The organism is Streptomyces sp. NBC_00210 (assembly GCF_045160975.1).
In the GTDB taxonomy this organism is placed as follows: Bacteria; Actinomycetota; Actinomycetes; order Streptomycetales; family Streptomycetaceae; genus Streptomyces.
The window spans coordinates 5,365,336-5,392,304 of sequence record NZ_CP108120.1; the positions used below are offsets into that span (position 1 = coordinate 5,365,336).

Annotated in this window: 19 protein-coding genes; 15 read left to right on the top strand and 4 right to left on the bottom strand. The window is 67.7% G+C overall.

All coding sequences use genetic code 11. The features are described 5' to 3' along the window. Positions 1–3: 3 nt before the first annotated feature. The 15 genes from OG729_RS24280 to OG729_RS24350 all read left to right on the top strand — a co-directional run bounded on the left by OG729_RS24280 (position 4) and on the right by OG729_RS24350 (position 20,606). A complete protein-coding gene (locus tag OG729_RS24280; protein ID WP_405808076.1) occupies positions 4–1,641 on the top strand; it encodes a beta-N-acetylhexosaminidase in 1,638 nt (545 codons plus the stop codon). A gap of 292 nt (positions 1,642–1,933) precedes the next feature. Then, positions 1,934–2,830 carry an FAD binding domain-containing protein gene (locus OG729_RS24285; RefSeq protein WP_360880102.1) on the top strand — a complete coding sequence of 299 codons (897 nt, stop codon included), beginning with the start codon at positions 1,934–1,936 and terminating at the stop codon, positions 2,828–2,830. Next, complete coding sequence (locus OG729_RS24290) at positions 2,827–4,155, top strand: 2Fe-2S iron-sulfur cluster-binding protein (RefSeq protein ID WP_405808077.1); 1,329 nt, start codon at positions 2,827–2,829, stop codon at positions 4,153–4,155. Before OG729_RS24285 ends, OG729_RS24290 begins: the two co-directional genes overlap by 4 nt. Beyond that, positions 4,152–6,467 (top strand): xanthine dehydrogenase family protein molybdopterin-binding subunit, encoded by a 2,316-nt coding sequence (locus tag OG729_RS24295; protein WP_405808078.1) that lies wholly within the window; start codon positions 4,152–4,154, stop codon positions 6,465–6,467. Before OG729_RS24290 ends, OG729_RS24295 begins: the two co-directional genes overlap by 4 nt. A gap of 98 nt (positions 6,468–6,565) precedes the next feature. Beyond that, entirely contained in the window at positions 6,566–7,081 is a 516-nt protein-coding gene (locus tag OG729_RS24300) for a hypothetical protein (protein WP_405808079.1), read from the top strand. A 39-nt stretch (positions 7,082–7,120) separates the two neighbouring features. Then, complete coding sequence (locus OG729_RS24305; RefSeq protein WP_405808080.1) at positions 7,121–8,641, top strand: hypothetical protein; 1,521 nt, start codon at positions 7,121–7,123, stop codon at positions 8,639–8,641. Positions 8,642–8,668: 27 nt separating this feature from the next. Then, entirely contained in the window at positions 8,669–10,045 is a 1,377-nt protein-coding gene (gene mycP / locus OG729_RS24310) for a type VII secretion-associated serine protease mycosin (RefSeq protein ID WP_405808081.1), read from the top strand. Positions 10,046–10,231: 186 nt separating this feature from the next. Next, a complete protein-coding gene (gene mycP / locus OG729_RS24315; protein WP_405808082.1) occupies positions 10,232–11,593 on the top strand; it encodes a type VII secretion-associated serine protease mycosin in 1,362 nt (453 codons plus the stop codon). Positions 11,594–11,671: 78 nt separating this feature from the next. Beyond that, on the top strand, positions 11,672–12,082 hold the full coding sequence (locus OG729_RS24320; protein ID WP_360880120.1) for a hypothetical protein: 411 nt from the start codon (positions 11,672–11,674) through the stop codon (positions 12,080–12,082). Positions 12,083–12,118: 36 nt separating this feature from the next. Next, positions 12,119–14,461 carry a hypothetical protein gene (locus OG729_RS24325; RefSeq protein ID WP_405808083.1) on the top strand — a complete coding sequence of 781 codons (2,343 nt, stop codon included), beginning with the start codon at positions 12,119–12,121 and terminating at the stop codon, positions 14,459–14,461. Positions 14,462–14,470: 9 nt separating this feature from the next. Then, the gene (locus tag OG729_RS24330; protein ID WP_405808084.1) at positions 14,471–15,586 is read left to right on the top strand and encodes a hypothetical protein; all 1,116 of its coding nucleotides are present in this window, start codon (positions 14,471–14,473) and stop codon (positions 15,584–15,586) included. 587 nt (positions 15,587–16,173) lie between these two features. After that, complete coding sequence (mycP, locus tag OG729_RS24335) at positions 16,174–17,550, top strand: type VII secretion-associated serine protease mycosin (RefSeq protein WP_405808085.1); 1,377 nt, start codon at positions 16,174–16,176, stop codon at positions 17,548–17,550. 283 nt (positions 17,551–17,833) lie between these two features. Next, complete coding sequence (locus OG729_RS24340; protein ID WP_405808086.1) at positions 17,834–18,211, top strand: hypothetical protein; 378 nt, start codon at positions 17,834–17,836, stop codon at positions 18,209–18,211. 32 nt (positions 18,212–18,243) lie between these two features. After that, positions 18,244–20,004, top strand: a complete 1,761-nt coding sequence (locus OG729_RS24345) for an alpha/beta hydrolase (protein ID WP_360880136.1) — start codon at positions 18,244–18,246, stop codon at positions 20,002–20,004. 125 nt (positions 20,005–20,129) lie between these two features. Then, positions 20,130–20,606 carry a hypothetical protein gene (locus OG729_RS24350; RefSeq protein ID WP_405808087.1) on the top strand — a complete coding sequence of 159 codons (477 nt, stop codon included), beginning with the start codon at positions 20,130–20,132 and terminating at the stop codon, positions 20,604–20,606. Here the strand turns inward: OG729_RS24350 and OG729_RS24355 are convergent. The 4 genes from OG729_RS24355 to OG729_RS24370 all read right to left on the bottom strand — a co-directional run bounded on the left by OG729_RS24355 (position 20,516) and on the right by OG729_RS24370 (position 26,962). Next, positions 20,516–21,418 carry a helix-turn-helix domain-containing protein gene (locus OG729_RS24355; RefSeq protein WP_405808088.1) on the bottom strand — a complete coding sequence of 301 codons (903 nt, stop codon included), beginning with the start codon at positions 21,416–21,418 and terminating at the stop codon, positions 20,516–20,518. The two genes, OG729_RS24350 and OG729_RS24355, sit on opposite strands and share 91 nt — an antisense overlap. Positions 21,419–21,748: 330 nt before the next feature. Beyond that, positions 21,749–23,791, bottom strand: a complete 2,043-nt coding sequence (locus OG729_RS24360; protein WP_405808089.1) for a PQQ-binding-like beta-propeller repeat protein — start codon at positions 23,789–23,791, stop codon at positions 21,749–21,751. 27 nt (positions 23,792–23,818) lie between these two features. Next, complete coding sequence (locus OG729_RS24365) at positions 23,819–26,044, bottom strand: protein kinase domain-containing protein (RefSeq protein WP_405808090.1); 2,226 nt, start codon at positions 26,042–26,044, stop codon at positions 23,819–23,821. A 3-nt stretch (positions 26,045–26,047) separates the two neighbouring features. Next, positions 26,048–26,962 (bottom strand): serine/threonine protein kinase, encoded by a 915-nt coding sequence (locus OG729_RS24370; protein WP_360880152.1) that lies wholly within the window; start codon positions 26,960–26,962, stop codon positions 26,048–26,050. Positions 26,963–26,969 lie beyond the last annotated feature (7 nt).

Here is a 26,969-nt window from a genome sequence, read left to right on the forward strand (position 1 = left end):
GCAATGACACTGACGGATCTCATCCCCGCGCCGCGCGCCGTCGAGGGCCCGCACCGCGGCGGGTTCCTGCCGGACCGCAACACCACGCTGTACGCGGGCCCCGGCACACAGACAACGGAGCGCTGGCTGCGCTCCACGGTCGGCGCCGCCCTCGGCCTTCCGCTCGCGCCGGGCGCGGAGGATGCGCGGAACTCGGTCAGCCTGTTGGTCGACGACAGCCTGGAGCCCGAGGCGTACCGGCTGAGCGCGGTCGAGAGCTGGGGCGTGGAAATCCGGGGCGGCAGCGGCGCGGGCGTCTTCTGGGGCGCCCAGACGCTGCGTCAACTGCTCGGCCCCGAGGCCTTCCGCCGCGCGCCCCTCCGCCCGGACGGTACGTACGGCATTGCACCCCAGGTCATCGAGGACGCACCCCGCTTCCGCTGGCGCGGTCTGATGCTCGACGTCTCACGGCACTTCCTGCCCAAGGACGACGTCCTGCGCTACCTCGACCTCCTCGCCGCCCACAAGCTGAACGTCTTCCACTTCCACCTCACCGACGACCAGGGCTGGCGCATCGAGATCAAGCGCCACCCCAGGCTCACCGAGATCGGCGCCCGGCGCGCACGCACCAAATACGGCCACCGCGCATCCGAGCTCTGGGACGAGAAGCCGCACGGCGGTTACTACACCCAGGACGACATCCGCGAGATCGTGGCGTACGCCGCCGAGCGGCATATCGGCGTCGTCCCGGAGATCGACATCCCCGGCCACTCGCAGGCCGCCATCGCCGCATACCCGGAACTGGGCAACACCGACGTCATCGACACGTCCTCCCTCACCGTCTGGGACAACTGGGGCATTACAGCGAACGTACTCGCCCCCACTGACAACACCCTCCGCTTCTACGAGGGCGTGCTGGAGGAGATCCTCGGCCTCTTCCCGGCAGCCACCTCGCCGTTCGTCCACATCGGCGGCGACGAGTGCCTGAAGGACCAGTGGCAGGCATCCCCGGCCGCCCAGGCCCGGATCAAGGAGCTGGGCCTGAAGGACGAGGACGAACTCCAGTCCTGGTTCATCCGGCACTTCGACCGCTGGCTCACCGACCGCGGCCGCCGCCTCATCGGCTGGGACGAGATCCTGGAGGGCGGTCTGCCTGCCGGCGCGGCCGTCTCCTCCTGGCGTGGATACGCCGGCGGGATCGCCGCCGCGGAGGCCGGCCACGACGTCGTCATGTGTCCCGAGCAGCACGTGTACTTCGACCACCGCCAGCACGGCGGCCCGGAAGAGCCGATGCCGATCGGATACGTACGCACGCTTGAGGACGTCTACCGCTTCGAGCCCGTGCCGCCGCAGCTGTCCGCCGAGGCCGCCGAGCACATTCTCGGCACCCAGGCCAATGTCTGGACCGAGGTGATGCAGGACCGTTCCCGCGTCGACTACCAGGTCTTTCCGCGCCTCGCCGCCTTCGCCGAGGTGGCCTGGTCCGCCTTGCCCGCCCCCGCCGAGCGCGACTTCGCCGGCTTCGAGCGTCGAATGACCGCCCACTACAAGCGCCTTGACGCGCTCGGCGTCGGCTACCGGCCGCCCGGCGGCCCGTTGCCGTGGCAGAAGCGACCAGGTGTGCTCGGACGCCCGATCGAGGGTGCGCCCCCAAACGTGTGAGCCCGGCTCGAAGTCATATCTCCCGTGCCCGGGACCCTGGGAACGTGGAGGGGCCGCCGTAAGGAATATGTCGTACATGGGTCGCCGAAGAGTGGCAATCCGCGTGTGGCGGCGACGGTGTTCCAAATCGGACCATCGTTACGAGCGGGTGCATTAGGTGCAGATGCACCCTTCGTGGACCCTCTCGTCGGTCGGCTCGGAAGATGTGCCAGAGTTGCCACGTCCGGGCTGTGAGCACGTACGGTACGGCAACACAGGCGGGACAGCCGGGACACCGGGAAGGGGCATCTGGGTGACCACGCACGCACCGCAGACGGCGCAGTCGGTGACGCTGCCGGCTTCGCTCGACGAGGCCGTGGCGGCTCTCACTGCCATGCCCGCTGCCGTGCCCGTCGCGGGCGGCACGGACCTCATGGCCGCCGTCAACAAGGGCCTGCTGCGCCCCGCCGGACTCGTCGGCCTCGGCCGCATCAGCGAGATCCGCGGCTGGCGCTACCAGGACGGGCACGCGCTGCTCGGCGCCGGACTCACCCACGCCCGGATGGGACGGCCCGACTTCGCGGCCCTCATCCCCGCGCTGGCCGCCTCCGCGCGCGCGGCAGGACCGCCCCAGATCCGCAACGCCGGCACCCTCGGCGGCAATATCGCCACCGCCGCCCCGACCGGCGACAGCCTGCCCGTGCTGGCCGCTCTGGAGGCGGACCTGGTGATCGCGGGACCCGGCGGCGCACGCCGCGAGATCCCCGTGTCGCACCTGCTGGCGGGCAGAGAGATGCTCGGCCCCGCCGAACTCATCGGCTTCGTACGCGTCCCCCTGCTGCACGCCCCACAGGTCTTCCTGAAGGCGACGGGGCGGACCGGCCCCGGTCGCGCCGGTGCCTCCGTGGCGGTCGTGCTCGACCCGGCGCGGCGCGGCGTGCGCTGCGCGGTGGGTGCCATCGCGCCGATGCCGCTGCGGCCGCTGGAGGCGGAACGGTGGATCGCGTCGCTGATCGACTGGGACGGCGAGCGGGGGCTCGCGGTCGAGGCGCTGGCGGCCTTCGGCGAGTACGTCGCCGCGGCGTGCATCCCGGACCCGGCGCCGGCCGCGCAGGGCGAGGAGCAGGCCGTGCTGCCGCCCGCCGTACTGCATCTGCGGCGCACTGTCGCCGCACTGGCCCGACGTGCACTGGGGAGGGCGCTGTCGTGAGCAATGAGGAGAACCCGCACGAACTGCCGCCCGAGCTCCCGCCGGAGCACGGGGGCTGGCAGCCGATTCCGCACGGCGGTGAGTACGACGCCGAGGCCACGGCCTTCCTGCAGCTGCCGCCCGAGGGCATGCTGGACGCGGCGCCGCTGGCGGCGCCGGGCCACGGTTACGTACCGCCGACGATCACGCCGCTGCCGCCGTCCGCCGCGGCCGACCCGGGAGCGACGGGCAACTGGGAGGCGTACCGGGCGACCGGGGAGCCGGGGGCGGTGCAGTGGCCGGAGCCCGAGTCCGCGCGCGCGGAGGCCGTGGACCCGCGTGCCACCGGGCAGTGGACCTTCTCGGAGCAGGAGCCCGCCCCGGTCGCGGCCGCCTCCGAGCTGACCGGCCAGTGGACGATCCCGGTGGCGCAAGGAGATCTGCCGGAGGAGTCCGGCGAGTTCACGACGACGGCGCTGCAGTCCCAGTGGAATACGACGAGCCCGCCCGCGACCCTGCCGGGCGGTTCGCCTGCCCCGTGGGCGCCCTCGCCCGACGCCCCGGCTACGCTGCCGGGCGGTGCGCGCGCGCCCTGGGCGCCGGAGCCGGAGGCCGTCGAGGAGCCGGAGCCCGAGCCGGAGGCTGTCGAGGCGGCCGCCCCGGAGCAGACCGCGGACGAGACCCCTGAGGCGGCTCCCGATGCCGCGCCCGATGCCGCCCCGTCGGAAGAGGGCCCGGCAGAGGGCCCCACCGGCACGGACGAACACCCGCCCACCTCGTACGTCCTGCGCGTCAACGGCACCGACCGCCCCGTCACCGACGCCTGGATCGGCGAGTCGCTGCTGTACGTGCTGCGCGAGCGTCTCGGCCTCGCCGGCGCCAAGGACGGCTGCTCGCAGGGCGAGTGCGGCGCGTGCAACGTCCAGGTCGACGGCCGTCTCGTCGCCTCCTGCCTGGTCCCCGCGGCGACCGCCGCGGGCTCCGAGGTCCGTACGGTCGAAGGCCTGGCCACCGACGGCGAACCCTCCGACGTCCAGCGTGCTCTCGCGGGCTGCGGCGCCGTCCAGTGCGGCTTTTGCATCCCCGGCATGGCCATGACCGTCCACGACCTCCTGGAGGGCAACCACGCCCCCTCCGAGCTCGAGACGCGCCAGGCCCTGTGCGGCAATCTCTGCCGCTGCTCCGGCTACCGGGGCGTCCTCGACGCCGTGCGCGAAGTGGTCGCCGAGCGCGAAGCGAGCGCCGCGGCCGCCAACGAGGCGAGTGAGGAAGTCCGCATCCCGCACCAGGCGCCCCCCGGCGCAGGTAGTGTGCAGCACCACCCGCACGACGGAGGCATGGCGTGAGCAACGACGCGGCCACCACCGCGACGCCCCAGTCGGCCGGCGCTCCCCAGACGGAGCAGCCGGCTCACGGCCTCGGTGCTTCCCTCCCGCCTGCCGACGCGAGGGCGAAGACCGAAGGCACGTTTCCGTACGCCGCCGACCTGTGGGCCGAGGGCCTGCTGTGGGCGGCGATCCTGCGCTCCCCGCACCCGCACGCGCGTATCGGCTCGATCGACACCTCGGCGGCGCTGGAGATGCCCGGCGTACGAGCCGTAGTGACGCATCAGGACATTCCGGGCGATTCGTCGTACGGCAGGCGTATCGCCGACCGTCCCGTCTTCGCCTCCGAGCTCGTACGCCACCACGGCGAGGCGATCGCGGCAGTCGCCGCGGACCACCCGGACACCGCCCGCCTCGCGGCCGCGGCCATCGCTGTCGAGTACGAGGTACTGGACCCGATCACCGACCCCGAGAAGGCCTTCGCCGCCGAGCCGCTGCACCCCGACGGCAACCTCATCCGCCACATCCCCCTGCGCTACGGCGACCCGGATGTGACGGGCGAGGTGATCGTCGAGGGCCTGTACCGCATCGGCCGCCAGGACCCGGCCCCCATCGGCGCCGAGGCGGGCCTCGCCGTGCCGCGCCCGGACGGCGGCGTGGAACTGTACGTCGCATCCACCGACCCCCACACCGACCGCGATCTGGCGGCCGCGTGCTTCGGCCTGGAGCCCGACCGGGTGAAGGTCGTGGTCACGGGCGTCCCGGGCGCGACGGGCGACCGCGAGGACCCCGGTTTCCAACTCCCGCTGGGCCTGCTGGCGTTGAAGACCGGCTGCCCGGTCAAGCTGACGGCGACCCGCGAGGAGTCCTTCCTCGGCCACGCCCACCGCCACCCGACGCTGCTGCGCTACCGCCACCACGCGGACTCCGAGGGCCACCTGATCAAGGTCGAGGCCCAACTGCTGCTGGACGCAGGCGCGTACGCCGACGCCTCCTCCGAATCACTCGCGGCCGCGGTCGCCTTCGCCTGCGGCCCCTATGTCGTCCCGCACGCCTTCATCGAGGGCTGGGCGGTCCGTACGAACAACCCTCCCTCCGGCCATGTGCGCGGCGAGGGAGCAATGCAGGTGTGCGCGGCCTACGAGGCCCAGATGGACAAGCTCGCCATGAAGCTGGGCCTCGACCCGGTGGACCTGCGCCTGCGCAACGCGCTGGCGACCGGAGACATCCTCCCCACGGGCCAGACCGTCACTTGCCCCGCGCCCGTCGCCGAACTTCTCCAGTCCGTACGGGACTTCCCCCTCCCCACCCTCCCCAAGGACACCCCGGAGGCGGCCTGGCTCCTCCCCGGCGGCCCGGAGGGCGCGGGCGAACCCGGAGCCGTGCGCCGAGGCGTCGGCTACGCACTGGGCATGGTCCACATGCTGGGAGCCGAAGGCACCGACGAGGTCTCCACGGCAACGGTCAAGGTCCATGACGGCGTGGCCACGGTCATCTGCGCAGCCGTCGAAACCGGCCAGGGCTTCTCCACGCTCGCCCGCCAGATCGTCCAGGAGACCCTGGGCATCGACGAGGTCCACGTGGCCTCGGTCGACACGGACCAGCCCCCGGCCGGCCCGGCGGCGCACGGCCGCCACACCTGGGTCTCGGGCGGCGCGGTCGAGCGCGCGGCGAAGATGGTCCGTACGCAGCTTCTCCAGCCCCTGGCCCACAAGTTCGGGATGTCGACGGAGCTGCTCCAGATCACCGACGGCAAGATCACGTCGTACGACGGCGTGCTGTCGACGACGGTCACGGAGGCGATGGACGGCAAGGAACTGTGGGCAACGGCCCAGTGCCGCCCCCACCCCACCGAGCCCCTCGACGACTCCGGCCAGGGCGACGCCTTCGTGGGCCTCGCCTTCTGCGCGATCCGAGCGGTGGTCGACGTCGACATCGAACTCGGCTCGATCCGCGTGGTCGAAATGGCGGTGGCCCAGGACGTCGGCCGCGTCCTCAACCCGGCCCAACTGGCTTCCCGCATCGAGGCGGGCGTGACCCAGGGCGTCGGCACGGCCCTGACAGAAAACCTCCGCACCTCCCGCGGCCTGCTCCGCCACCCGGACCTGACGGGCTACGCACTCCCGACATCCTTGGACGCCCCGGACATTCGCATCGTGAAACTGGTCGAGGAACGCGACGTGGTGGCCCCCTTCGGCGCGAAGCCGGCGAGCGCGATTCCGGTGGTCACTTCCCCGGCGGCGGTGGCTTCAGCGGTACGCGCGGCGACGGGACGGCCGATCAACAGGCTCCCGATCAGGGCTCAGGCGGCGGTGGCGGTTCCCAACTCGTAGCCGTGTGATGCGCATTGCATGTGCAATCCGGGGGTGCGAGGTGTCAGTGTTGCTCGGTACAGTGATCCCTGTAGACGTGTGTAAACGGGGAGGCGTTCGTGGCGGAGGACAACGACACAGCAGGGGCGGCAGTGGCGGCGGGGGCGCTCGGCGCGTTCGGTTTGATCCCTCTGGCGAGTAGCGCAGCTGCGGTGGCGAAGATGGTCACCGACATGGAGTCAATGAAGGAATTCAGGACAGAAGTCCACAAAATTCTCGCCGACCTTGAAGACTCCGAGGCCGCACCGGAGAAGGTTTCGGCTGAGCGGCTGCAGCAGAGCCACCTGGGCAAGCCCGAGTTCAGGGAGAGCGCGTACCTGTACGGCGCCTACTCGATCGTCCATGACGAGCTCGAGAAGCTCTCCAAGATTCTGGCGTTGCAGATCGACGGTCTGAGTATCGCGGTGCAGGCTTCTCAGGAGGGCTACGAGAACATCGACTACGACATCCGGCAGCGCATGCGGCGGCTCGCCAGCGAGATGTCGCAGCAGCACCAGGACCAGGCGCAGCAGAGCGGAGTCAACCAGTCGGGTGGCGGCGGTTCGCAGTCTGGCGCCGAACAGTACGAAGCCTGATGTACACGGGGACGGGGAAGGCAGGAATGGTGGTTCGCCATGGCTGACGATGCGCAGACCGGACGCAAGACGCCGGAACTTGTGGAGACAGATTTCCACTCCAAGACGCACGACGAGCTGCTGGCCATGATCGAGGGAACGAAGGCCGAGTCGGCAGCAGAACTTGCCAAGAAGCTGTCCAAGGCAGCTTCGAAGATCACGCAGGTCGGCGAAGGCCTCAAGTCCCATATGACGCGTGTCATTTGGGAGGGCGAAGGCGGCACGGCATTCCGGAACTGGGGTCACGAGGCGGCCATGGCCACTTTGGAGCTCGGTAAGTACAGCAAGGAGGCCTCGTCGTGGCTGCAGGATGTTGCCACGGCCATCGCCACCGCTCACAGTGCGATGCCGAAGAAGGACGGGTCGCTCGAGGCTCAGGCGGCCGAGGCGAAAGAGAATCTGGCAGCTGCGCGTAAGGCTCGTAGCCCGGAGGACGCGTCTACTTACAACCAACAGCTGACAGCTGCTCAGGCCAGCATGGAAAAGCGGCGTCTGGAAGCCGCCGATCAAATGAGAAAGCTGGCGCAGACGTACACCCACTCCGGGGAACAGATCATGAGTCTGCATCCGCCGGAGTTCCCGCCGCCACCGGGGCGGTTCGTGCCACCCGCTACCCAGGGCGTTCACGACGCAGAATACGTTGGCAGTTCTGGGACCGCCCAGAGACAGCGTTCGTCTCCCGATTCACACTCGCTGTCGGAGCGATCGGTCTCTGCAACAACTGAGACCTCAGCAAAGACTCACCTGCCTCCGGCTACCGTCTCACCTCATACCGCCGTGCCCGAGCGCCCTGTCGGCATGGAAATCGATGGCGTCGCGACTTTGCCTCCGCCGGTGTCGACTACGCCGCCGGTTACGCCGGGTCTCACTCCGCCGCCCAGTGGCCGTGAGGGTCCGGGCGTCCCGCCACCAGGGTTGATCCCGCCCACGTTCGGTGGCAGCAAGACAGTCATGCCCAACACCACTGCGCCTGGGAGGGGCTTTCCCAGCGCTCGGGGTATCGTGCCGCCGGGACAGGCGGGAATCAACTCACGAATGCCGCGTGAAGGCATCGTCGGTGGCCGTCAGGTCGCGCCAAACACCGGCCGGCCCACTGGGCTTCCCCGAGGCACGGTGATCGGCCAGGACGGGAACGGCCGCGGACCGATGGGTCGCACGGGCACGGGCGGCATGCATGGCGGACATCCCGGAGGAGGCGCCGGGCAGAACGGCATCTCCGGTGGCCGTCGCCTGGCGTCCGAAACCGGCGGTGTTGTCGGAGGTCGACCTCAGCAGCCCGGAAAGAACAGCGCTAGGCCCTTCACGCCAGGGGGCTCGGGCCTGGTCCGAGGTGCTAACCCGAACAGCACCGAGGGTACGCATCCCGGACAGGCAGGCCGGGCTGGAGCGATCCCTCCTGGGACGCACGGTGCCAACTCTCGTCGTGATGAGCAGGGCGGCGAGCGCCCGGACTACCTGTCGGAAGACGAAGAAACCTGGCAGCAGGGCGGTCGCCGCGTTGTGCCGCCGGTCATTGACTAACCCGTGCAACACGGGGAGAGGGAGCTGATGCACACCAGCAGCCGTCCAGTAGCCAAGCATGGCCGCGCAGTATCCGCTGCCTTGGGCATGCTGTTGGTGGGCATCGCCGCAACTCCTGCCCACGCGGAGACAATCCGCGATCAGCAGTGGCACCTGGACACGATGCATGCCGACGAGATGTGGCGAACCAGCACAGGCAAGGGCGTCACAGTCGCCGTCATCGACTCAGGTGTCGACGATCGTCTGCCTGACCTGCGCGGGCAGGTACTTCCAGGACTTGACCTCTCGAAGCAACCGGGTGATGAGAACTCGGACTACGAGGGGCATGGCTCGGGAATGGCCGCCATGATCGCAGGTACAGGAAAGCGGCCGGGTGGGAAGGGCTCATTCGGTCTGGCTCCCGGGGCCAAGATCCTGCCGATCAGGATGCCCAAGGGAAACGAAGGAACAAAGCTGGGGTTTAACCCTGAGCTGTGGAATAGCTCGCTCAGTAAGGGGATTCGCCACGCTTCCGACTCCGGCGCGCGAGTTATCAATATCTCGCTGGCTTCTAATGAAGAGACATCAGACGAAGTTGCTGAGGCAGTGAAGTATGCCCTGGGTAAGGGATCGTTGATTTTTGCAGGCGTGGGCAACGACGGCGAAAAGGGGAACCCGGTTATGTACCCGGCGGCGGTCCCGGGGGTCGTGGGAGTAGCCGCGTTCGATAGAAACGGCCGGACAACAAACGAATCGGAGCGAGGACCGCAGGTGGACCTTGTGGCGCCCGGTGAAGACATCTTCGCCGCGTGCCCTGGAGGGACACAGATCTGCAAGAGCCATGGCACGAGCGATGCCACCGCTCTCACATCCGCCTCTGCCGCGCTGATCTGGTCCAAGTACCCGCAATGGACCAATAACCAGGTCCTCCGCGTCCTGATCAACACGGCTGGAAAAGCAAAGAGCGGCAAAGCCCGTACTGACGCCGGCGGGTATGGAGCCGTACGTCCCCGCATTGCCCTGAAGACCCCCGGCGACCCCGGCCCCGCCGACGAGTACCCGCTTCCCGACCTCGCGGCCGCCGCCCCCAAGTCACCTTCCCCGGACGCCTCCAAGGCCACGGGGGGCACCGAGACTGACAAGAAGCAGCCCGACGCGGCGGCGGCCGCATCCAAGGAAGACAGCAACACCGGCCTCTGGATCGCGATCGGCGTCGGCGCGGCCGTCCTCGTCGGCGCCGCAGTCGCCGTCCCGCTGATCCGCTCCCGACGCCGCGCCGCAGCCCTTCCGCCTGCACCCGCCGCAGCGCCCGGACCGTACCCGTATCAGCCGCAGTTCCCCCCGTCCTACGGTTCCCCTCAGGGCGGCGCACCTGACGCCAACTCTCCATACGGCGGCCATCAGGGACCCGGTCAGCCTGGGTGATACCAGTCACCGCTGAGCCTTCCTGTTCTTGTGGCACCGGCGCGCGGATCGTACAGCCGTGGGTTGTGAACGCTCCGGAACTGAAGTTCTCCTGCAGGGGGCGAGGAGCCCTGGCGGCAGGGCACTCGGCTCGTAGTCCCGCCGGTCATTGACTGACCCCGCAGAGAATTAGGTCAAGGGAAGAAGATGCCTACCAGCAGTATTCGAAGTGGTCGTCGCCGAGCCGTCGTCTCGGGGGTGTTGGGACTGCTGCTGGTGGGCATCGCAGCCACTCCGGCGCATGCGGACACCGTTCGTTCCCGTCAGTGGCATCTCTACGCCATGAAGGCCGATGAGATCTGGAAGATCAGCACCGGCAAGGGGATGACGGTCGCCGTCATCGACTCTGGGGTCGATGACACGTTGCCTGACCTCAAGGGCCAGGTCCTGAAGGGGAAGAATTACTCCAGCATGGTCGGCGATGAGAACAACGACATCGCCGACCATGGGACGGGTATCGCCACACTGATCGCGGGAACCGGAGGCCGGGGAGCGACTACCGGCTCCTTCGGCTTGGCGCCTGGCGCCAAGATTCTCCCTATCCGAATGCCTTACGCGGATGAGAAGTTCGGCCCAGGGGACCCTCGCAAGGAATACGCTCAAAAGATGAGCGAGGCGATCCGGTACGCCGCCGACTCACCCGCTCAGATCATCAATATTTCGATGGGTCAGCGGGAATCTGGATCTGACAAGCTCACTCAGGCCGTGAAGTACGCACTGGACAAGAACAAGCTGATCTTCGCCGCGGTGGGCAACACAGCAGATGAGGGCAACGCACCCGAATACCCTGCGGCGACTCCCGGTGTGGTCGGGGTTGGAGGGGTGGATAAGACACTGAATTGGTGGAATAAGTCGCAGACCGGCACTCAAGTCGACTTCGTGGCGCCAGCTGTGAAGACCCTCGCGGCGTGCAGTCCCACCCTGCTGTGCGACGGTGACGGCACCAGCAACGCAACCGCCCTGGCATCTGCCTCGGCGGCGCTGGTCTGGTCCAAGCACCGGGACTGGACGAACAACCAGATACTCAAGGTCCTGCTCAACACGGCCGGCGGTGCCGCGAACGGTGCGAAACGCACAGACTTCATCGGCTACGGAGGAGTTCGTCCCCGTGTTGCCTTGAAGACTCCCGGCGACCCCGGCCCCGCCGACGAGTACCCCCTCCCGGACCTCGCGGCGGCCGCCCCCAAGTCCCCCTCCCCGCAGCCCTCCAAGGCTGCCGCAGGCGGGGTCGGGTCCGACAAGAGGCAGCCCGACGCCGCGGCGTCCGCGTCCAAGGACGGCAGCAACACCGGCCTCTGGATCGCACTCGGCATCGGCGCAGCCGTCCTCATCGGCGCCGCAGTCGCCGTCCCGCTGATCCGCTCCCGTCGCCGCGCCGCGGCCGCACTGGCCCAGGCTTCGACTCCTCCGTACCAGCAGCAGCCGTCGCACCCGGCCTATGGCCCGCCGCAGACCGGTCCGAGCCAAAGCCCGCCGTATCCCGATCCGCCCGGCCCCGGTCAGCTTTGAAATTCGCGCTCAGCCAGATCACGCATCGCCGCCATCCTTCAGTCCGGTAACCACGCCACTCAGCAACGGGGAAGAACGATGTCGTTCGACGAGGAATGGGCCAGCGCACGATCCGGTGCGACAAGCGTGCGACTCAACCAGTTGCCTGCCGACCCCGGGGGCGGCGGTGACAAGCCCGATCTGAAGACGAATGCCCCGGGCAAGGCTGCCGCCATCAACGCGTTGGAGACGAAGATCCAGCCGGATACACAGACAGCGGGTGTCGTCGCCGATGTCTCCACTGAGGCGGCGGTGAAGGAGTTCTTTGATTGGGGAGTCGGTGCGGGCCTGAAGGACGCGCACGCAGAGTGGGAGCTGCAGGTGAAGAGCTTGCAGGGACGCCTGAGCGCGGACAAGTCGTCGCTACAAGGGACTCAGCAGGGCTTTGGAAACTATGAGCTCGGCCTTAAGAGCAAATGGACAGGCCTCGTGCCCCCGAATGCCTCTTAAGTCCGCCTCCGCCATCACTGAACTCCCGGGGGAATCATGCTCACGTATCAGGACGTCATAACCATCAAGCTGGACCTGCTCACCACTGCTGCCGGCAAGTGGGACGAGATGGCCAAGAAGTTCGACGGCCTCGAAACCCTCTACAAGGGCTCTGTGCAGAGCGTCTCGGACGACGGCGGCTGGCAGGGCCTGAGCGCCAACGCCGCGTCGGGTCAGTTCGCTGCGACACGCGGGCAGTTCGGTGCCGCCCAGGTTGAGGCACGCGCCATCGCTTCCCTGCTGCGGGACGCACACACCCAGTACGTGACGCTGGTCCAGGCGGTCAAGGACGTGGTGGCGGAGGCCAAGGCGGACAAGATGTCCGTAGACGGCCATGGGAAGGCGTCGTACGACCTCAGTCAACTCGCGGGGGCCAGGAAGGATCCGGACTACGACGACTACGTAAGTAATCGGAAAGCCGCCGAGACCGAGTGGACGCGTCGGATCCAGAGCGCGGTGCAGGCCGTCGACGACGCCGACCAGGGCGCGAAGCTGGCCCTGCGCGAGGCCGCGGGCGTGGGCAAGGGCTTCTCCTGGTTGCCGAACGCACAGCACTCCTTCAACGGTAAGGCCGTTGGCGATATCGAGGTCATCGAGGCACAGCAGACGAAGAAGTACGCCGACCGGATCCTCGACGGCGAAAATCTTTCGCCGGAGGAGATGGCCGAGTGGAAGCGGAGCTTCCGGGACAACGCCGACAACAAGGAATTCAGTCAGACCCTGCTCAACTCCCTCGGGCCCGAGGAAACGCTGAAGCTGAGCAACAAGTTCAATGATCTGGCCTACTTCGACGACACCAAGCACAAAAAGGACTATCTGGGGCTGGAGCAGGGGCTCGCCAACACCGTGGCCGGCGCCACCCGGGTGCCGGAGTTCAAGGACAGCAAGGGCAAGAAGCTCCTCTTCGGCTCCAATGGGTATCAGGCGGCCTTTGATGAGTGGTCGAAGAGCTCGGACGCAGAGTTCTACAACGAGTGGCGCGACGGCCTGAAGAAGGCGGGGGTCGAGAAGTACGACCTCGATGTCGCCGGCGAGAAGATCGCAATCGGGAAGGGCCATGACCAGGAGGTGCGCGGATACCAGAGCCTGGTCACGCTGATGCAGCAAGGCGACGGGTACTCGCCGCAGTTCCTCGCCGACGTCACGGACGACATGATCGCCGCTGAGAAAAAGGACGAGAACATTTGGGACCTGTACGGCGAGTTCAGTAACCAGGGCAAGGGCGACAAGGACGGCTGGTTCGCGAATGACCCGGTCGACGGTGCCCTTCAGATCATGAGCCGCGACCCGGAGGCCTCCACCGGCTACTTGGACCCCGGTGCGGGCGGAAAGGACGCCGAGCACCGCGGAAACGACCGGCTCCATTACCTGCTCGACGAACGCAACTGGGATCTCCAGAACAACACCGGTTGGCGAGGCAATATCGACTACGTCGCAGACGACACGGGAGAGGCGGATGCCCGCTCCGGGCTTGCCGCGGCCATTCAGTCCGGAGCCACCGGTCACCCAGCCCTTCCCGACGGCCATGACCCGATGGTCGGCCAGAGTCACAACGAAGGCCAGGCCCGTATCATGCGGGACACCATCGGACTCCTGGGCGACGGGCCGTCCACATCCGTGCCTGATAATCTGCGACGGCCGGTTGCCGACGCGCTTGCTGAATACGCTACTGACACACACGAGATCTTGAGTGGCGTCAGCGGCGAATACATCAGGGGTGCATCTGACGGCGGGGTCTGGGACGGCAGCAATGGCAACGGCGTGAAGATGAGTGTGAATACCGATGAGCTCATGCACGTCATGCGGGGGCTTTCCGAGGATCCCGAAGCGTACGGTTCCTTGCATAAAGCGGAGTCGACGTTCATTTCGCAGGAGCTTGACAAGCTGCCACAAGGTGCCACGGGTTATGACCGAAGTAATCCGCTGGACAAGTCGGGTGCGGCGCTCGGCGCTTTCACCGCGATCCGTGAAGACGTCATCAACGACAACCGCTCCTCTGAGTACTCCGACGCGGACTGGAAGGCCAAAGCCGCTTACCACATCGTGGGTGGGGCCTTCACGCCGATTCCCGGTGTTGGTGACGTGATCCAGCGAGGCATTGACACCTGGACATGGGAATGGTCGAACGAGATGAAGGGTGAGGCAGATGCCAAGGCCCAGGAGGATATCTCCGACCACTATCTCGAGGCCAACAACCAGATGGCTCTCATGATTCATGGCTGGGCAGAGGGGCGAGGGCAAGGCGACGACAAGAACCTCGTCGAGGGTCTGACTGGCGACACCCTAAACGGATACGACCGCGGACGTAACACCGCTCGCGGCTACCTTGGTAACACGTGAGCGGACGAAATGAGCACTGAGAAGAACAGGAACGGGCGGCTCACTCCCGCCGTCGCGCTGGGAACGGTCGTGGTCCTCGCGGTCGCCGTCGGCGCGTTCTTTCTGGCCGGGGGCGACGACTGGGTGCGGAACGACGACTCTGTTGCTACGGCTTGCGGGAACGGCATTGTCCCGAAGCAGGAGGTGGCCTCCCTCCTGGGCACCGACAGTCTCACTGCGAAGAAGGGGACGCCCTCCTTTGACACCGACGCGGGGTGGACCGAGTCGTGCGCGGTCGGCACGGGGAGCGACGGCGACGGCAAGGTCGACATCGGGATCGGGTGGAGTGACAAGACGCGGGGCATCCTCTCGGTCTTGGGTCGCTCGAATGCCACCCAAGGTCCGGCACTGGCCACACCCATCGGGCCGGGGTGGCCCGGATTTGTAACCGTCAGCGGCTCGTCCGCTCATGGAGTCGTTCAGATGTCCTGCGCCGGAGGCGGCAACCGTGGCCTCGTGGTGGCCGTCAATGCCTACGCCCCGGAGACCGTCAAGTCGTTCAGCAGAGCAGAAGACCGTGATCAGTTCACGAGGGTGGCGCGCATAGTGACCGAGGTCGCCGGCAAGGCGGCCGGGCCGTCCGGCTGTGACACGCGGCTGGGTGGCGAGATCAAGCCACTGACTTCTGTACTCAGCGCGCCCGGGGATGCTGGAGAGCGCACAGGGGCCCGCGGAACGTGTCAGGCGGTCGCGCCGGTCATGTCGTCGGGCAGGGTTCTCGAGACGCCGGCGGAGATGTCGCCTATCGAGGACTGCCAGATCGTCAACGACCAAGGGCGCCCGTTGTTCCAGTTCACCGCCCTGTACGGTGTGCTCTCGCGGAATGTGTTCGAGACACCGGAAGGGGAGGCGTTCCAGTCCAAGGAGTCCGGAATTGCGCCGCCTTCCGCGAAGTCCGGAGCCGACGTGTGGGCATCGGCAACATGCGGCAGCAGCGGCGAACCCGCCCGTTACGTCGCTACATCAGCCGAGAAGGGACGGGCTCCCGACGACCCGAGCCTGGAAGCGGCGCGACGCATGCTCGTCGCCTTCGCGGAGGACTCAGCCCGGCGTCATGGCTGCACCGACCTCGTGGAGCCCAAGTGAGCGTGATCCAACGCGTGCTCCGATCTGGGTCGTTGGAGGGCAGCCCTTGCACAGGCCCGGGTCTCAACTCACGAATGCCGCGTGAAGGCATCGTCGGTGGCCGTCAGGTCGCGCCAAACACGGGCCGTCCCACTGGGCTTCCCCGAGGCACGGTGATCGGCCAGGAAGGGAACGGCCGCGGACCGATGGGTCGCACGGGCACGGGCGGCATGCATGGCGGACATCCCGGAGGAGGCGCCGGTCAGAACGGCATTTCCGGTGGCCGTCGGCTGGCGTCCGAAACTGGCGGTGTTGTCGGTGGACGGCAGCAGAAGCCCGGGCAGAACAGTGCACGGCCGTTCACGCCCGGCGGCTCGGGCCTGGTCCGAGGTGCTAACCCGAACAGCACCGAGGGCGCGCACCCTGCACAGGCAGGCCGGGCCGGAGCGGTCCCCCCGGGGTCGCACGGCGCCAACTCTCGCCGTGATGAGCAGAACGGTCAGCGTCCCGACTACCTGTCGGAGGACGAGGAGACCTGGCAGCAGGGCAGCCGGCCCGTAGTCCCACCGGTCATCGACTGATCTCCAACGGATTGGCGTAAGGAACAGATGCGTACCAGCAGTGAGCGAGCCATCGGCTTCAAGTCCGTTGCATCGGCGGTGATGGGGCTCGCCCTGCTGGCCATCGCAGCCACTCCGGCTCACGCCGAGACTGTGCGGGACCAGCAGTGGCACCTCGACGCCATGAAGGCCGATGAGATCTGGAAGATCAGCAAGGGGAGCGGTATCACCGTCGCCGTGCTGGATTCGGGTGTGGATGACACCATGGCTGATCTCCGCGGGCAAGTCCTAAAGGGGAAGGACCTTTCTACCTTTCGGGGGGACGAGAATGTGGACATCGACAACCATGGCACCGGGACGGCTGCGCTGATCGCAGCTACCGGGAGCCGAGGACCAACCCTGGGTTCCTACGGCCTTGCTCCCGGCGCGAAGATCCTTCCTGTTCGAATCCCCTATGCGCAGGAGCGGTGGGCGCAGAAGGGGAACGGGAAGAGCTTCGCGGAGGGAATGAGCGAGGCCATCCGTTTTGCCGCTGATTCGGATGCAAAGATCATCAACATCTCGGTTGCGAGCAACGAAGGTGGGTCTCCTGAACTCACTCGAGCTGTCAAATACGCGCTCGACAAGGGAAAGCTGATCTTCGCGGGCGTGGGTAACACCGGTGACAAGGGCAATGAAGTCGAGTACCCCGCAGCAACGCCGGGTGTCGTCGGCGTGGCCGGTGTGGACAAGAAGGCAGCACGATGGTCGAAGTCGCAGTGGGGCTCGCAGGTGGATCTTTCTGCGCCCGCTGAGGACATCACCAATGCCTGCACCGGAGGGTCGCAACTCTGTGAGGGCAGCGGAACGAGTGCTGCGACTGCACTGGCGTCAGCGTCCGCGGCCGTTATCTGGTCCAAGCACCCGGACTGGACGAATAACCAAGTCCTTCGGGTCATGCTCAACACGGCAAGCAAGCCGGACAACGGAGCCAAGCGGAGTGACTACATCGGCTATGGCGTCGTCCGCCCGCGCATCGCACTGAAGACCCCCGGCGACCCCGGCGCTGCCAATGAGTACCCCCTCCCGGACCTCGCAGCCGCCGCCCCCAAGTCCCCTTCCTCGGCCGGCTCCAAGACTGCAGGCGGGGCCGAGTCCGACAAGAAGCAGCCCGACGCCGCAGCCCCCGCGTCCAAAGACGACAGCAATACCCGTCTCTGGATCGCTCTGGGCCCCGGCGCGGCCGTCCTCATCGGCGTCGCAATCGCCGCGACGATCATCCGCTCTCGCCGTAGCAATGCGGCACTTCCGCCTGTGCCCGCCGCAGCGCCCGGACCGTATCCCCATCAGCCGCAGTTCCCCCCGTCCTACGGTCCGCCTCAGAGCGGTGCTCCCGACGCCAACTCTCCGTACGGCGGCCACCAGGGGCCCGGCCAGCCTGGGTGACATACCCGTCTCCACTGAGCCTGGCCGCTCTTGTGGCAGGGGGGCTCGGATGGTATGGCCTCGGGCTCTTCGTGCTCCGAGATGCCACATCGCAGTTGCGCATGGCGGTGCCGCCTCCGATAGCGTTTCCCCGCGCAACAGCTGTGGCGGATGAGCACGATGAGACGGGGGGACGGTCGTGGCGAGCGAGACGCAGCCGCAAAGCCTGCAGCACCTGATTGAGCTGGAAGGACAGCAGACATCAGGGAGCCGGCCGGCGGATCCAGGTTCTGCGAGCGGCGCAATGACGCTTGCCTCGGCAGAGCCGGACGGCGGCGGAGGCGGCGAGGGTGGCGACGGGCTGAAGCACACCGAGGGCCCTTGGACGCACGGAGCCACGGTCGTTGGTGAGCTGAAAACAGACACCAACACCGGCTTGACCAAGCTTGGGCAAGGGCACGAAGGAGTTTCCACCGGCACCGAGGGACTGGAGACCACCGCCGCGCTCAGCGCCGTCCTCTACACGTGGCAGCAGCGGCTGAAGACCGTCCGGGACGAGTGCGGAAACCTTGAGGCTCCCCTTCGCCTTGTGGCCAAGGACCAGGGGGAATTCGAGAGGTACACCGTCGGCAAATTCACTCAGGCTGTGCCCGCTGAGGGCCGGGACAAGGGCGGGCGGTGACGGCGATGGTGTCCTTGCCGGAGCTGAGGGATATGAAGCTGCTGGAGCTCCTTGAGGCGGCCCGAGGCTGGGCCGACGTGAGCAACCGGGCGTATACGTCTCGCAAGAGAGTCGACCACGAAGTAGTGGCCAAGCTGACCGATACTCAGAAGGGCATGGCGGCCATGTTCGCCACGTACCGCCTGGGTCGACTCAGCCGTAACTATCAGTACATCCACACCGAATGCGGACTGATCGAGGCCTCGCTGAGCGGTCTCGCTCAGGAACTGGCCGCTCCCCAACGCCGTCTACTCACGGCGCTGGCCAAAGCCGAACACGACAAATTCACCGTGCATGACGACGGTTCGGTGAGTTACCCGGCAGCGGGGGAGGAGATCGACGGCCAGCAGCCTCAGGGCGACACGGCCACCGGAGCCCACGGCTTCCTCGGGCGGGCGATCAAGGCACCCGCCGCAATGATGAACCCCAACCCGAACGCCGCGAAGGCACAGGAGATCGCCGACGACATAGCAAGTGCTCTCAGCGAAGCGACCGAGATAGACGGCGAGTACGCCGCGGCTGTGCGGAGGCTCAAGGCGGAACAGGGCCTCGAGGTCACGGAGAACACCTGGGCCGACGTCAGCGGCGACGCGAAGGCTGTCCATGGAGCGGCGGACGACGTCCTGAAGGACGACATCCCGACGGGCAAGACCCCGGCGGAGCGCAAAGTGTGGTGGGACGGGCTCACCGAGGAGCAGCGGATCGAGTATCTGGCCGTCTACCCCGACACCGTCGGCAACCTCGACGGAATCCCGGCCGGGGCGCGTGACGAAGCCAATCGCAGCTACATGCCACAGCTGATGGGCAGGCTTTCGGAGCAGGGCGACGAGGCATCCCAGACCAAGCTGGCAGGCCTGCGGAAGATCGACGAGCAGCTTAGGCAGGGAAGTCAGCCTCCCATGTATCTCCTGGGCATCGGCGATCAAGGAAACGGCCGCGCGATCGTCTCGTACGGAAACCCGGATACGTCGAAGAACGTGTCGGCGTATGTCCCCGGGTTGAGCACAAAGCTCGACGAAGAGTTCGCCGGCGGCACGCTGAAGCGCGCGCGGGACACGGCGGTTGGTGCTCAGGAAATCGATCCGTCCAGCGCCTCGATCGTCTGGCTCGGCTACGACGCACCGTTGAGCGTGGATGTCGCGACCAACGAGGATGCAAAGAATGGCGCCCCCGCCTATCAGAGCTTTATGGGCGGGCTGGCGGCGACCAACGAGAACGCCGACCCGCATCTCACCGCCATTGGCCACTCGTACGGCTCACTGACCGTCGGTACGGCCACTCAGCAGCCGGGTGGCATGCCTGACGTCGACGACATCATCCTTGTCGGCAGCCCCGGTGTCGGCGTGGATCACGCGGAGGACCTGGGCGTCCCCAAGAACCATGTCTTCGTCGGCGCCGCGGAGAACGACCCTGTCACCAAGGCACCGTCCCATGGCTCGGTCGTTGGCGGCATTATTGGAGGAGTGACCGGATTCGCCGTTGGAGGTCCCGGAGGAGCGGTTGCCGGCGCCGGCATCGGTGCGGATCTGGGCGACCCGGGCGACGACGACAACTGGTTCGGCAAGGACCCGGCCAGCGAGAGCTTCGGTGCCACCCGGTTCAGGACGGAAGACGGACCGGACCCTGTCCGGCACCTCACCCTGGAAGCGCACTCGAACTACTTCAACCCCGACAAGGATCAGATGTCCGCGGACAGCATTGCCAATATCGTGGCCGGCAATCCCGGCGGCATCACCCCGGAGGCCCGTCGATGAAGGCACGTCTCGCTGCAGCCGCGGTGCTGGCACTGCTCGCCACTGGGTGTGGCCTCACAGGATCGTCGGGATCGTCGGGAACCTCGGGATCGTCGGGAAGCGGGGAAGAGCGAAAGGCTCCGGATATGAACATGCAAGAGGCGGCAGAGCGCGCCGACACGCTGTTGATCGACACCATCAACTCGATCAAGCCTCCGGTGATGTGGGCGTACGGCATTTCCACGGACGGCGGCTGCGAGGTGTCCCGGAGGATCTCCGTGACCACTGTCATCTCCCCTGAACGTAGGGGGAGTTTCCTCGGAGTGGTGGAGCGCCAGTGGGAAACGAGCGGCTTCACGCACCGGGGAACGAACAAGAGCGAGAAGACTCCGGCGACGTACTTCCTGACGCCGGACGGTTTTCAGATCAGGGTGCTGTTCGGCTACCAGGGGCAGGCGCACTTCGAGGTGGCAACGCCCTGCGTGGAGAAGTCCGACGTCGAGCCGCCGAAGCAGGTGCCGGGTGGGCCCACCTACGACGGTAAAAAGGCTCCTCTGCCCAGCGAAAAGTCGGACTTCTGGTCGGCGGGCACACCTGCCTCGGGAGCATCCCCCAGCAGCTGATCGCTCCTCAGGCGCAGTTCAGCGCGTGCTGCGACGTCGGTGGGCGGGCGGCAGCCCTTGCACAGGCCCGGGGCTGGAGCGCGGAAGGCGCGGTCGCAGCGGTCGCAGTTCTGGAGGGGGTCCGGACGGGTCTGTTCCGGGAGAGCCGGGAGCGGCGGTGGCAGGAGTTCGGTGAGGCGGTGGCTGAGCAGCGCCGCCGGGTGGTGGATCGGGCCCGCGGGGAGCGCGGCGGTCAGAGTGACGCGTACGGCGTCGGGCTCGATGCCGCGCTCCAGCCAGGCGTCGACGGCGGGGGCGAGTCGGCGTACGTCCCGTTCGGCGAGGAGGAGGCGGGGGTCTTCGCGCCGTAGGGCCGCGAGGAGGTCGCACGCGGCGCTGGGTGCGTGGAGTGGCAGGACGGGAGCGGGGCGCGCAGGCTGCTGGCGTTTTGGTGCGGGCGGGACTGAACTCTGTTCCATGGCACGGGGATTGTTGTACGAGACCGTACGGGTGATGACTCGGCCGGACGGCAGCCGCTCGCGCGTACGGGCGAGGTAGCCGTGGGCTTCCAGCTCGCGCAGGGCGGCGGCGATGCGGACTTCGCCCTCGGGGAAGCGCTCGGCGAGGGCCTTGATGGAGACCTTCGCTCCGGCGGGCAGCGACTGGATGTGTGCGGCGAGTCCGATGGCCGTGAGGGAGAGTTCGCGGTGCTGGGTGAGGTGGTTTCCGACCACGGTGAAGCGGTCCGGGTGGCGGCGGTTGATGTGCCGGATGCCGGACGTGGGAACAGCGGGCGACGCGCATGGGGGCGCGTTAAGCTGCGGGTCAGCCATCGGGAAGCTCTTATCTTCCTTGGTGGTCAGGCCCTCGTTCGGGATTGCCGTCCCGGCCGGGGGCCGTCGTATTGGTGCTTGTCGAGGCCGAGCCTGCACTGCCAACAGGCATATGCGCCAGCCAGGTTGGTGTGGATCACCCGTGTGAGTGACGGGGATGGGGTTTGGTTGGAAGGGTTCTCTCCCAGGGACCTTTACTCCTTGGCGTCGCGCCCCACCGGGCGGAGGTGCACCGAGTCGTGGGAACCCGCAATGCGGTCAGAGTGGTGTGGACTGGTCATTTCTCCCAGACCTTGTTGCAGAGCGAAGGGGCAAGCCCGGTCCCTCCCGTCAGCCTCCCGACACTGCCGTGACGGTCTCCGCCTGAAGCAGAAAGAGCTGCTTGCCGTTCGAGGTCAGTTTGAGCGACTTGACGCTGCGCTGAGCGTGGCTCCAGGCGGGCTTGCCTGTCGTCTTGTGGAGTGCCACGGCGTCGAACGACTTGGGGTCCTTGTCCTTGCCCGTCACCTCGCAGACGTAGTCGCCCAGGATCTGCGGGGCGTAGTAGGTGATGTTGGGAGCCTTGAGCTCGCGTGCCCAGACCTTCGTGCCGTCGCTCACGCGACGACAGTGGAGTGTTGACTCGTCGATTGCGTATACGTGCTTGCCGTCAATCGTGGCCGAGCCCCACCCGAACAGACCTGAAACTGACTGGGAGGGGACGGACCACACGTCCTTGCCGTCCTTCAGCTTGACCTTCTTCAGCGACTTGCCTCCGAGCACGACCGTGTCGCCATGGATCGCCGGTACCCCGGACATGTCACCCACGGACTTTCGGTCCCAGACCTTCTTGCCCGAGTGCTCATCGAGTGCGGTGACGTTGCCGCTGTCCGAGTAGAGGATCACACGGTTCTGGGCAACTGCGGCGTAGCCGGATTCGAATGACGAGGTCACGGTCCACAGAACCTTCCGGGTGGTCGTATCCACCGCCCGGATCTTCTTGTCCCGGGTCACGACGAAGAAGGCCGACTCGTTCACCGCGAGGAGCACGGCGGCGCCAACGTCCGCCGTCCATTGTTCCTTGCCGGTGGACGGATTGAGTGCGTACACCATCCCGCCGGCGTCCGCGGCCAGGAGCAGGCCATTGGGGAGTACTGGGAACTCGGACGACGGGGTAATGTTCACGGCATTCCACCTCTTCTTGCCGTCGGTCGCGCCGTACGCGACCAGACCGCCGTCCTTCGCTCCGAAGATCAGAACGTCACCGACGCTCCGTGCGGGTGGACTCCAGGGGTCCGCGACCGGAAGTGGACCCCACATCCCAGTTCCGGCGGGCTTGCCCGCGCCACCCTTTGACGAGGATGAGTTCCGCCCCGGCTTGCCGCCCGTTTCGTCGCCGCTCAGCAGCCAGGCGGCGGTGCCTCCTCCTGCCACCAGCACCGCTGCTCCGGTCGCGAGCCCGGCCAGAAACCGGCGGCGATCCGGAGATCGTGTCACGACCGTACCCGGGAGGGTGGCCAACTGACGTGCTCCGGTTTCCCGTTGCCTGATGTCGGTGGCCAAAGGCCCCTGCTGCCAGATTCGTTCGGCTCGCCGCGGAGGTGCGAATGCCGTACGGACCTGCTCCGGAACAGGACGGAAGGCGGGGTCCTTCGCCATGCAGGGGCCGATGAGCGGGCGCAACTGGTCCGGCACCTGACTCAGGTCCGGTTCCCCGTGCACCACTTCGTACTGCACGGCCGCCACATGGGGACCGTCGTACGCCCGTCGGCCGCTCGCCGCGTACGCCAGTACGGCGCCGAGGGAGAAAACGTCCGCCGCCGGCCCGACGCGCTGGCCCAGTACCTGCTCGGGAGCGCCGTAGCCCGGTGTCACCGGCACCTGGCCGGTGGTTGTGAGCGTGAGGCCGTGCTCCGGCCGCGCGATGCCGAAGTCGATGACGCGAGGGCCTTGAGAGGTCAGCACGATATTCGGGGGCTTGAGGTCGCGGTGGATCAGGCCTGCGGCGTGGATGCTCTGCAGCGCCTCAGCGAGAGATGCGGCGAGCGCGCGCACGGCTTCGTCGGGCAGCGGCCCGTACGAAGCGACAGCCTGATCCAGGGTGGGTCCCGCGAGGAACTCCGACGCGATCCAGGGGCGGCCGCCCTCGGTCTGGGCGGCGAGGACGCGTGCGACCCCTCGGCCGGTGACGGCACGTGCGGCCTCGGCCTCGCGAAGGAAGCGCTGCACCAGGTTCTGGTCATGGGCGAGTTGGGGAAGCAGGACCTTGATGGCCGCGGCTCTGCCTTCGTTGTCGTGCCCGAAGTACACCTTGCCCATGCCACCGGCGCCGAGTACGCCGACCAGGCGGTAGGGACCGAGTCGGAGTGGATCGCCGGGACCGAGCGGGTTCATTCACGTGTCCTTATGCTTCTTGGCTGTTCAGTATGTGATGTCGAAGCGGATGGCCAGGACCTGCTTGCCGTCCGCCAGGATCAAGCGCTTGGAGCCCTCGTGGAGGCAGAGGCTCGGCGCACTGGGCTTGAAGGACCAGGTTCCTGTCCGTTTGCGGATCTCGGAGGCATGTCCGCCTGTCTCGCCCACGAAGAACATGTAGTCGTTGCCGACCGCAGGTGGAACCCGGATGTCGGGATCCTCGATCGACTTCGTTCCCCAGCGGAAATGTCCGTCAGCTGCCGACAGGACAACAACACCCATGCGCTTCTCGGCCGTGTACACCATCCCCTTTTTCAGGACCGGCGTGCCGTACGAACCTGCGGCGCGGCCCTCGCCGAATGTCCAGCCGACCTTGCCGTCGGTGAGCCGGAGCGCCTGGACCAGGTCGCCGCCCACATACACATGGCTGTCGTCCGCGGCGAGTACGCCGGGCCTGAGCGGAATGTCGTCGGCGTCCGTCTTGGCCACGGTCGCCTCCCACACAGGTGCCCCTGTCGTCGCGTTCCTGGCGCTGATCTGGAGGGCTTTTTCGTCCTTCGCCGTTCGGCACAGGACCAGGCGGCCCCCGACCAGGGCGGACAGCATGAAGTCGGCCGGGCTGTTCATGTCGTACGAGGGAATGGGGAAGCTCCACAGCTGCTTCCCGGTTCCCAGGGCGACGGCCATGACACTCCAGCTGCCCGACTTCACCGGGGCCGAATCAGCCGGTGTGCCCTTCCGGGCAATCAGGTAGACCGCGGTGCCGGAGACCTGCAGCAGTGCCGCCTCCTGCAGAGGTTTGTCCCACTTGGCGAACGAGGCGGCGGGTGCGGTTCGGCCGCTGGCGGAGTCGACCGTGTGGAGCGCCAGTTGGTGCCCGTGAGACCCTCCGGGAAGCAGCGCGTGGATCGTTTTCCCATCGACTTGAACATGTCGGGGGTGCTTCACGGTGTCCGTGAGCCAGCGCCGCTCCCCGCTCACGGCGGTGAGGCCGATCAGCCCGTCGTCGGTCATCATCGCGACCATCTCATTGACCGCCATCGGTGCGAGCAGGAGCGGGCTGGTCTTGATGTTCTTGCGCCAGATCTGACGCTTGTCGGCGGGTTCCGTCGGCGAAGGAGCTGCCGATGTTGCGTTCCCGTTGGACACAGGGCTCGCCTGGGCACCCGATGAGGCGGCGCTGCCACTGGGGCGCTTGAGCCATGACCATGCGCCCGCGCCCGCCGCTGCTACCGCGAGTGCCGAGCCGCTTGAGATCGTCAGTATCTTGCGACGAGTCATGCCGGACGGGGCCGTGGAAGGGACGGTCGGGGCGAGCGCGTGGTCCGCGGGGGGCGGGAGCCGATACGGCTGGTGCTGCCACACCTCGGTGGCCCGGCGGGTGATTTCCCCCAAGAGGGTGTCCGGGAGGTGGTCGGCGAACTGTCCTTGGCCGTCGTGTAGTTGGGCGGCAAGCTCTGAAGTGCTGGGCCGCTGGGACGGATCCTTGGCCAGGCAGTGCGTCAGGATCGGCACCAACGCATCCGGTACGCCCGTCAGATCCGGTTCGGCGTACCTGACGCGGTACAGCAGGTCCGCCGCCTGGCCCGCGCCGAAGGCGCCGTGGCCCGTTGCCGCGTACGTCAGGACGCCCGCCAGAGCGAAGACGTCACCGGCGGGGGTGTGTTCCTGGCCGGTTGCCTGTTCCGGGGACATGAACGCGGGCGTGCCGGCCGCTGCTCCCGTACGGGTCAGACGGTCGTCCCCCGCTGCCCGCGCGATGCCGAAGTCGATGATCTTCGGGCCGTAGGCCGTGACCATCACGTTGGACGGTTTGAGGTCGCGGTGGACGAAGTCAGAGCCGTGGAGCTGGGCGAGCGCTCCGGCAAGGGCCGCGCCCAGCGCCCGCACCGACGCCTCAGGCAGCGGGCCGGAGAGCGAGACCGCGTCGTCGAGGGGTGGGCCGAGGACGTACTCCGTAGCCAGCCATGGGGTTTCGGCCAACGGGTCCGCGTCCACGACCGTCGCGCCGTGGTGGCCGCCGATGATGCGTGCCGCGTCTGTCTCCAGGCGGAAGCGCGTACGGAAGTCGGCGTCGGTGGCGATGCCCGCGTGCATTGTCTTGAGGGCGACCGTACGGCCGCCAGGCGAGCGCGCAAGATAGACGGTGCCCATGCCGCCGCTGCCCAGGCGGGCGATCAGGCGGTACGCGCCGAGCTGGGCAGGGTCGTCGTGTGTCAGGGGAGAGAGCAACGGTCAGATCCTGGGAGAGCTGGGAGAAAGCGGGATACGAAGCTCCGCAGCGAGTACTTCCGCCGACTGGCGGGCCACTGCCGCCACCACCCGGCCCGGCAGCCATCCCGGCGTGAGCAGCGATGCGGTCGAATCGAGCATCGTCGCGGTGGGAGCGGGTGATGAAGGAGGGAGCGCGTGCAGCACTTCGGCCGCAGTGGGGCGGTCCGCCGGATCCCTCGTCAGACAGGAGGAGATCAACCCCCTTAGTGAGTCGGGGAGTTCCGAACGCTCGGGGACTGTGTGGCCGGTCGCGGCGTACGCGAGGACCGCTCCCAGCGCGTAGATGTCACCCGGCGGGCGCGGGCGGCCGCCCGACGCCTGCTCCGGGGGCAGGCTGCCTGGCTCCAGGCCCGGGCGGCCGGTGCGCTGTTCGCCGTCCGGGGCCGCTGCCCGTACCGCACCGAAGCACGTCACGCGCGGGCCGTCCCCGCCCAGGAGCACGGCCGCGGGGGACAGGCCCGCGTGCGTGATGCCAGTAGCGTGCGCGCCCGCGAACGTTTCGGCCAGCGCCGCGCCCAGGGCTCGCACGGTGCGCTCGGGCAGCGGGCCGCCGTGGACTGCCAGGGCTACGGGAAGTGGGAGCGCGGGCAGATAGGGGGAGGCGTACCAGGGGGCGGTGGACGGGGGTGCGACTTCGATGACGGGGGCGACCCAGGGGCCCAGCAGGCGGCGGGCCGCGTCGGCTTCGACGAGGAAGCGGCCGGGGTCGACGCCTTCGACGGGAGCGCTCACCAGGACCGTACGGTCGCCGTCCGCGCTGCGTGCGATGAAGCGGCGCTCGGGGACGGGCGGGAAGCCTGGGCCGGTCGGGTCGAGGCGCGTGATCAGGTAGTACGAGCCGATCTGCCGTGGAGTATCCAGGCGTGCTCGTTCCATGTGCGAA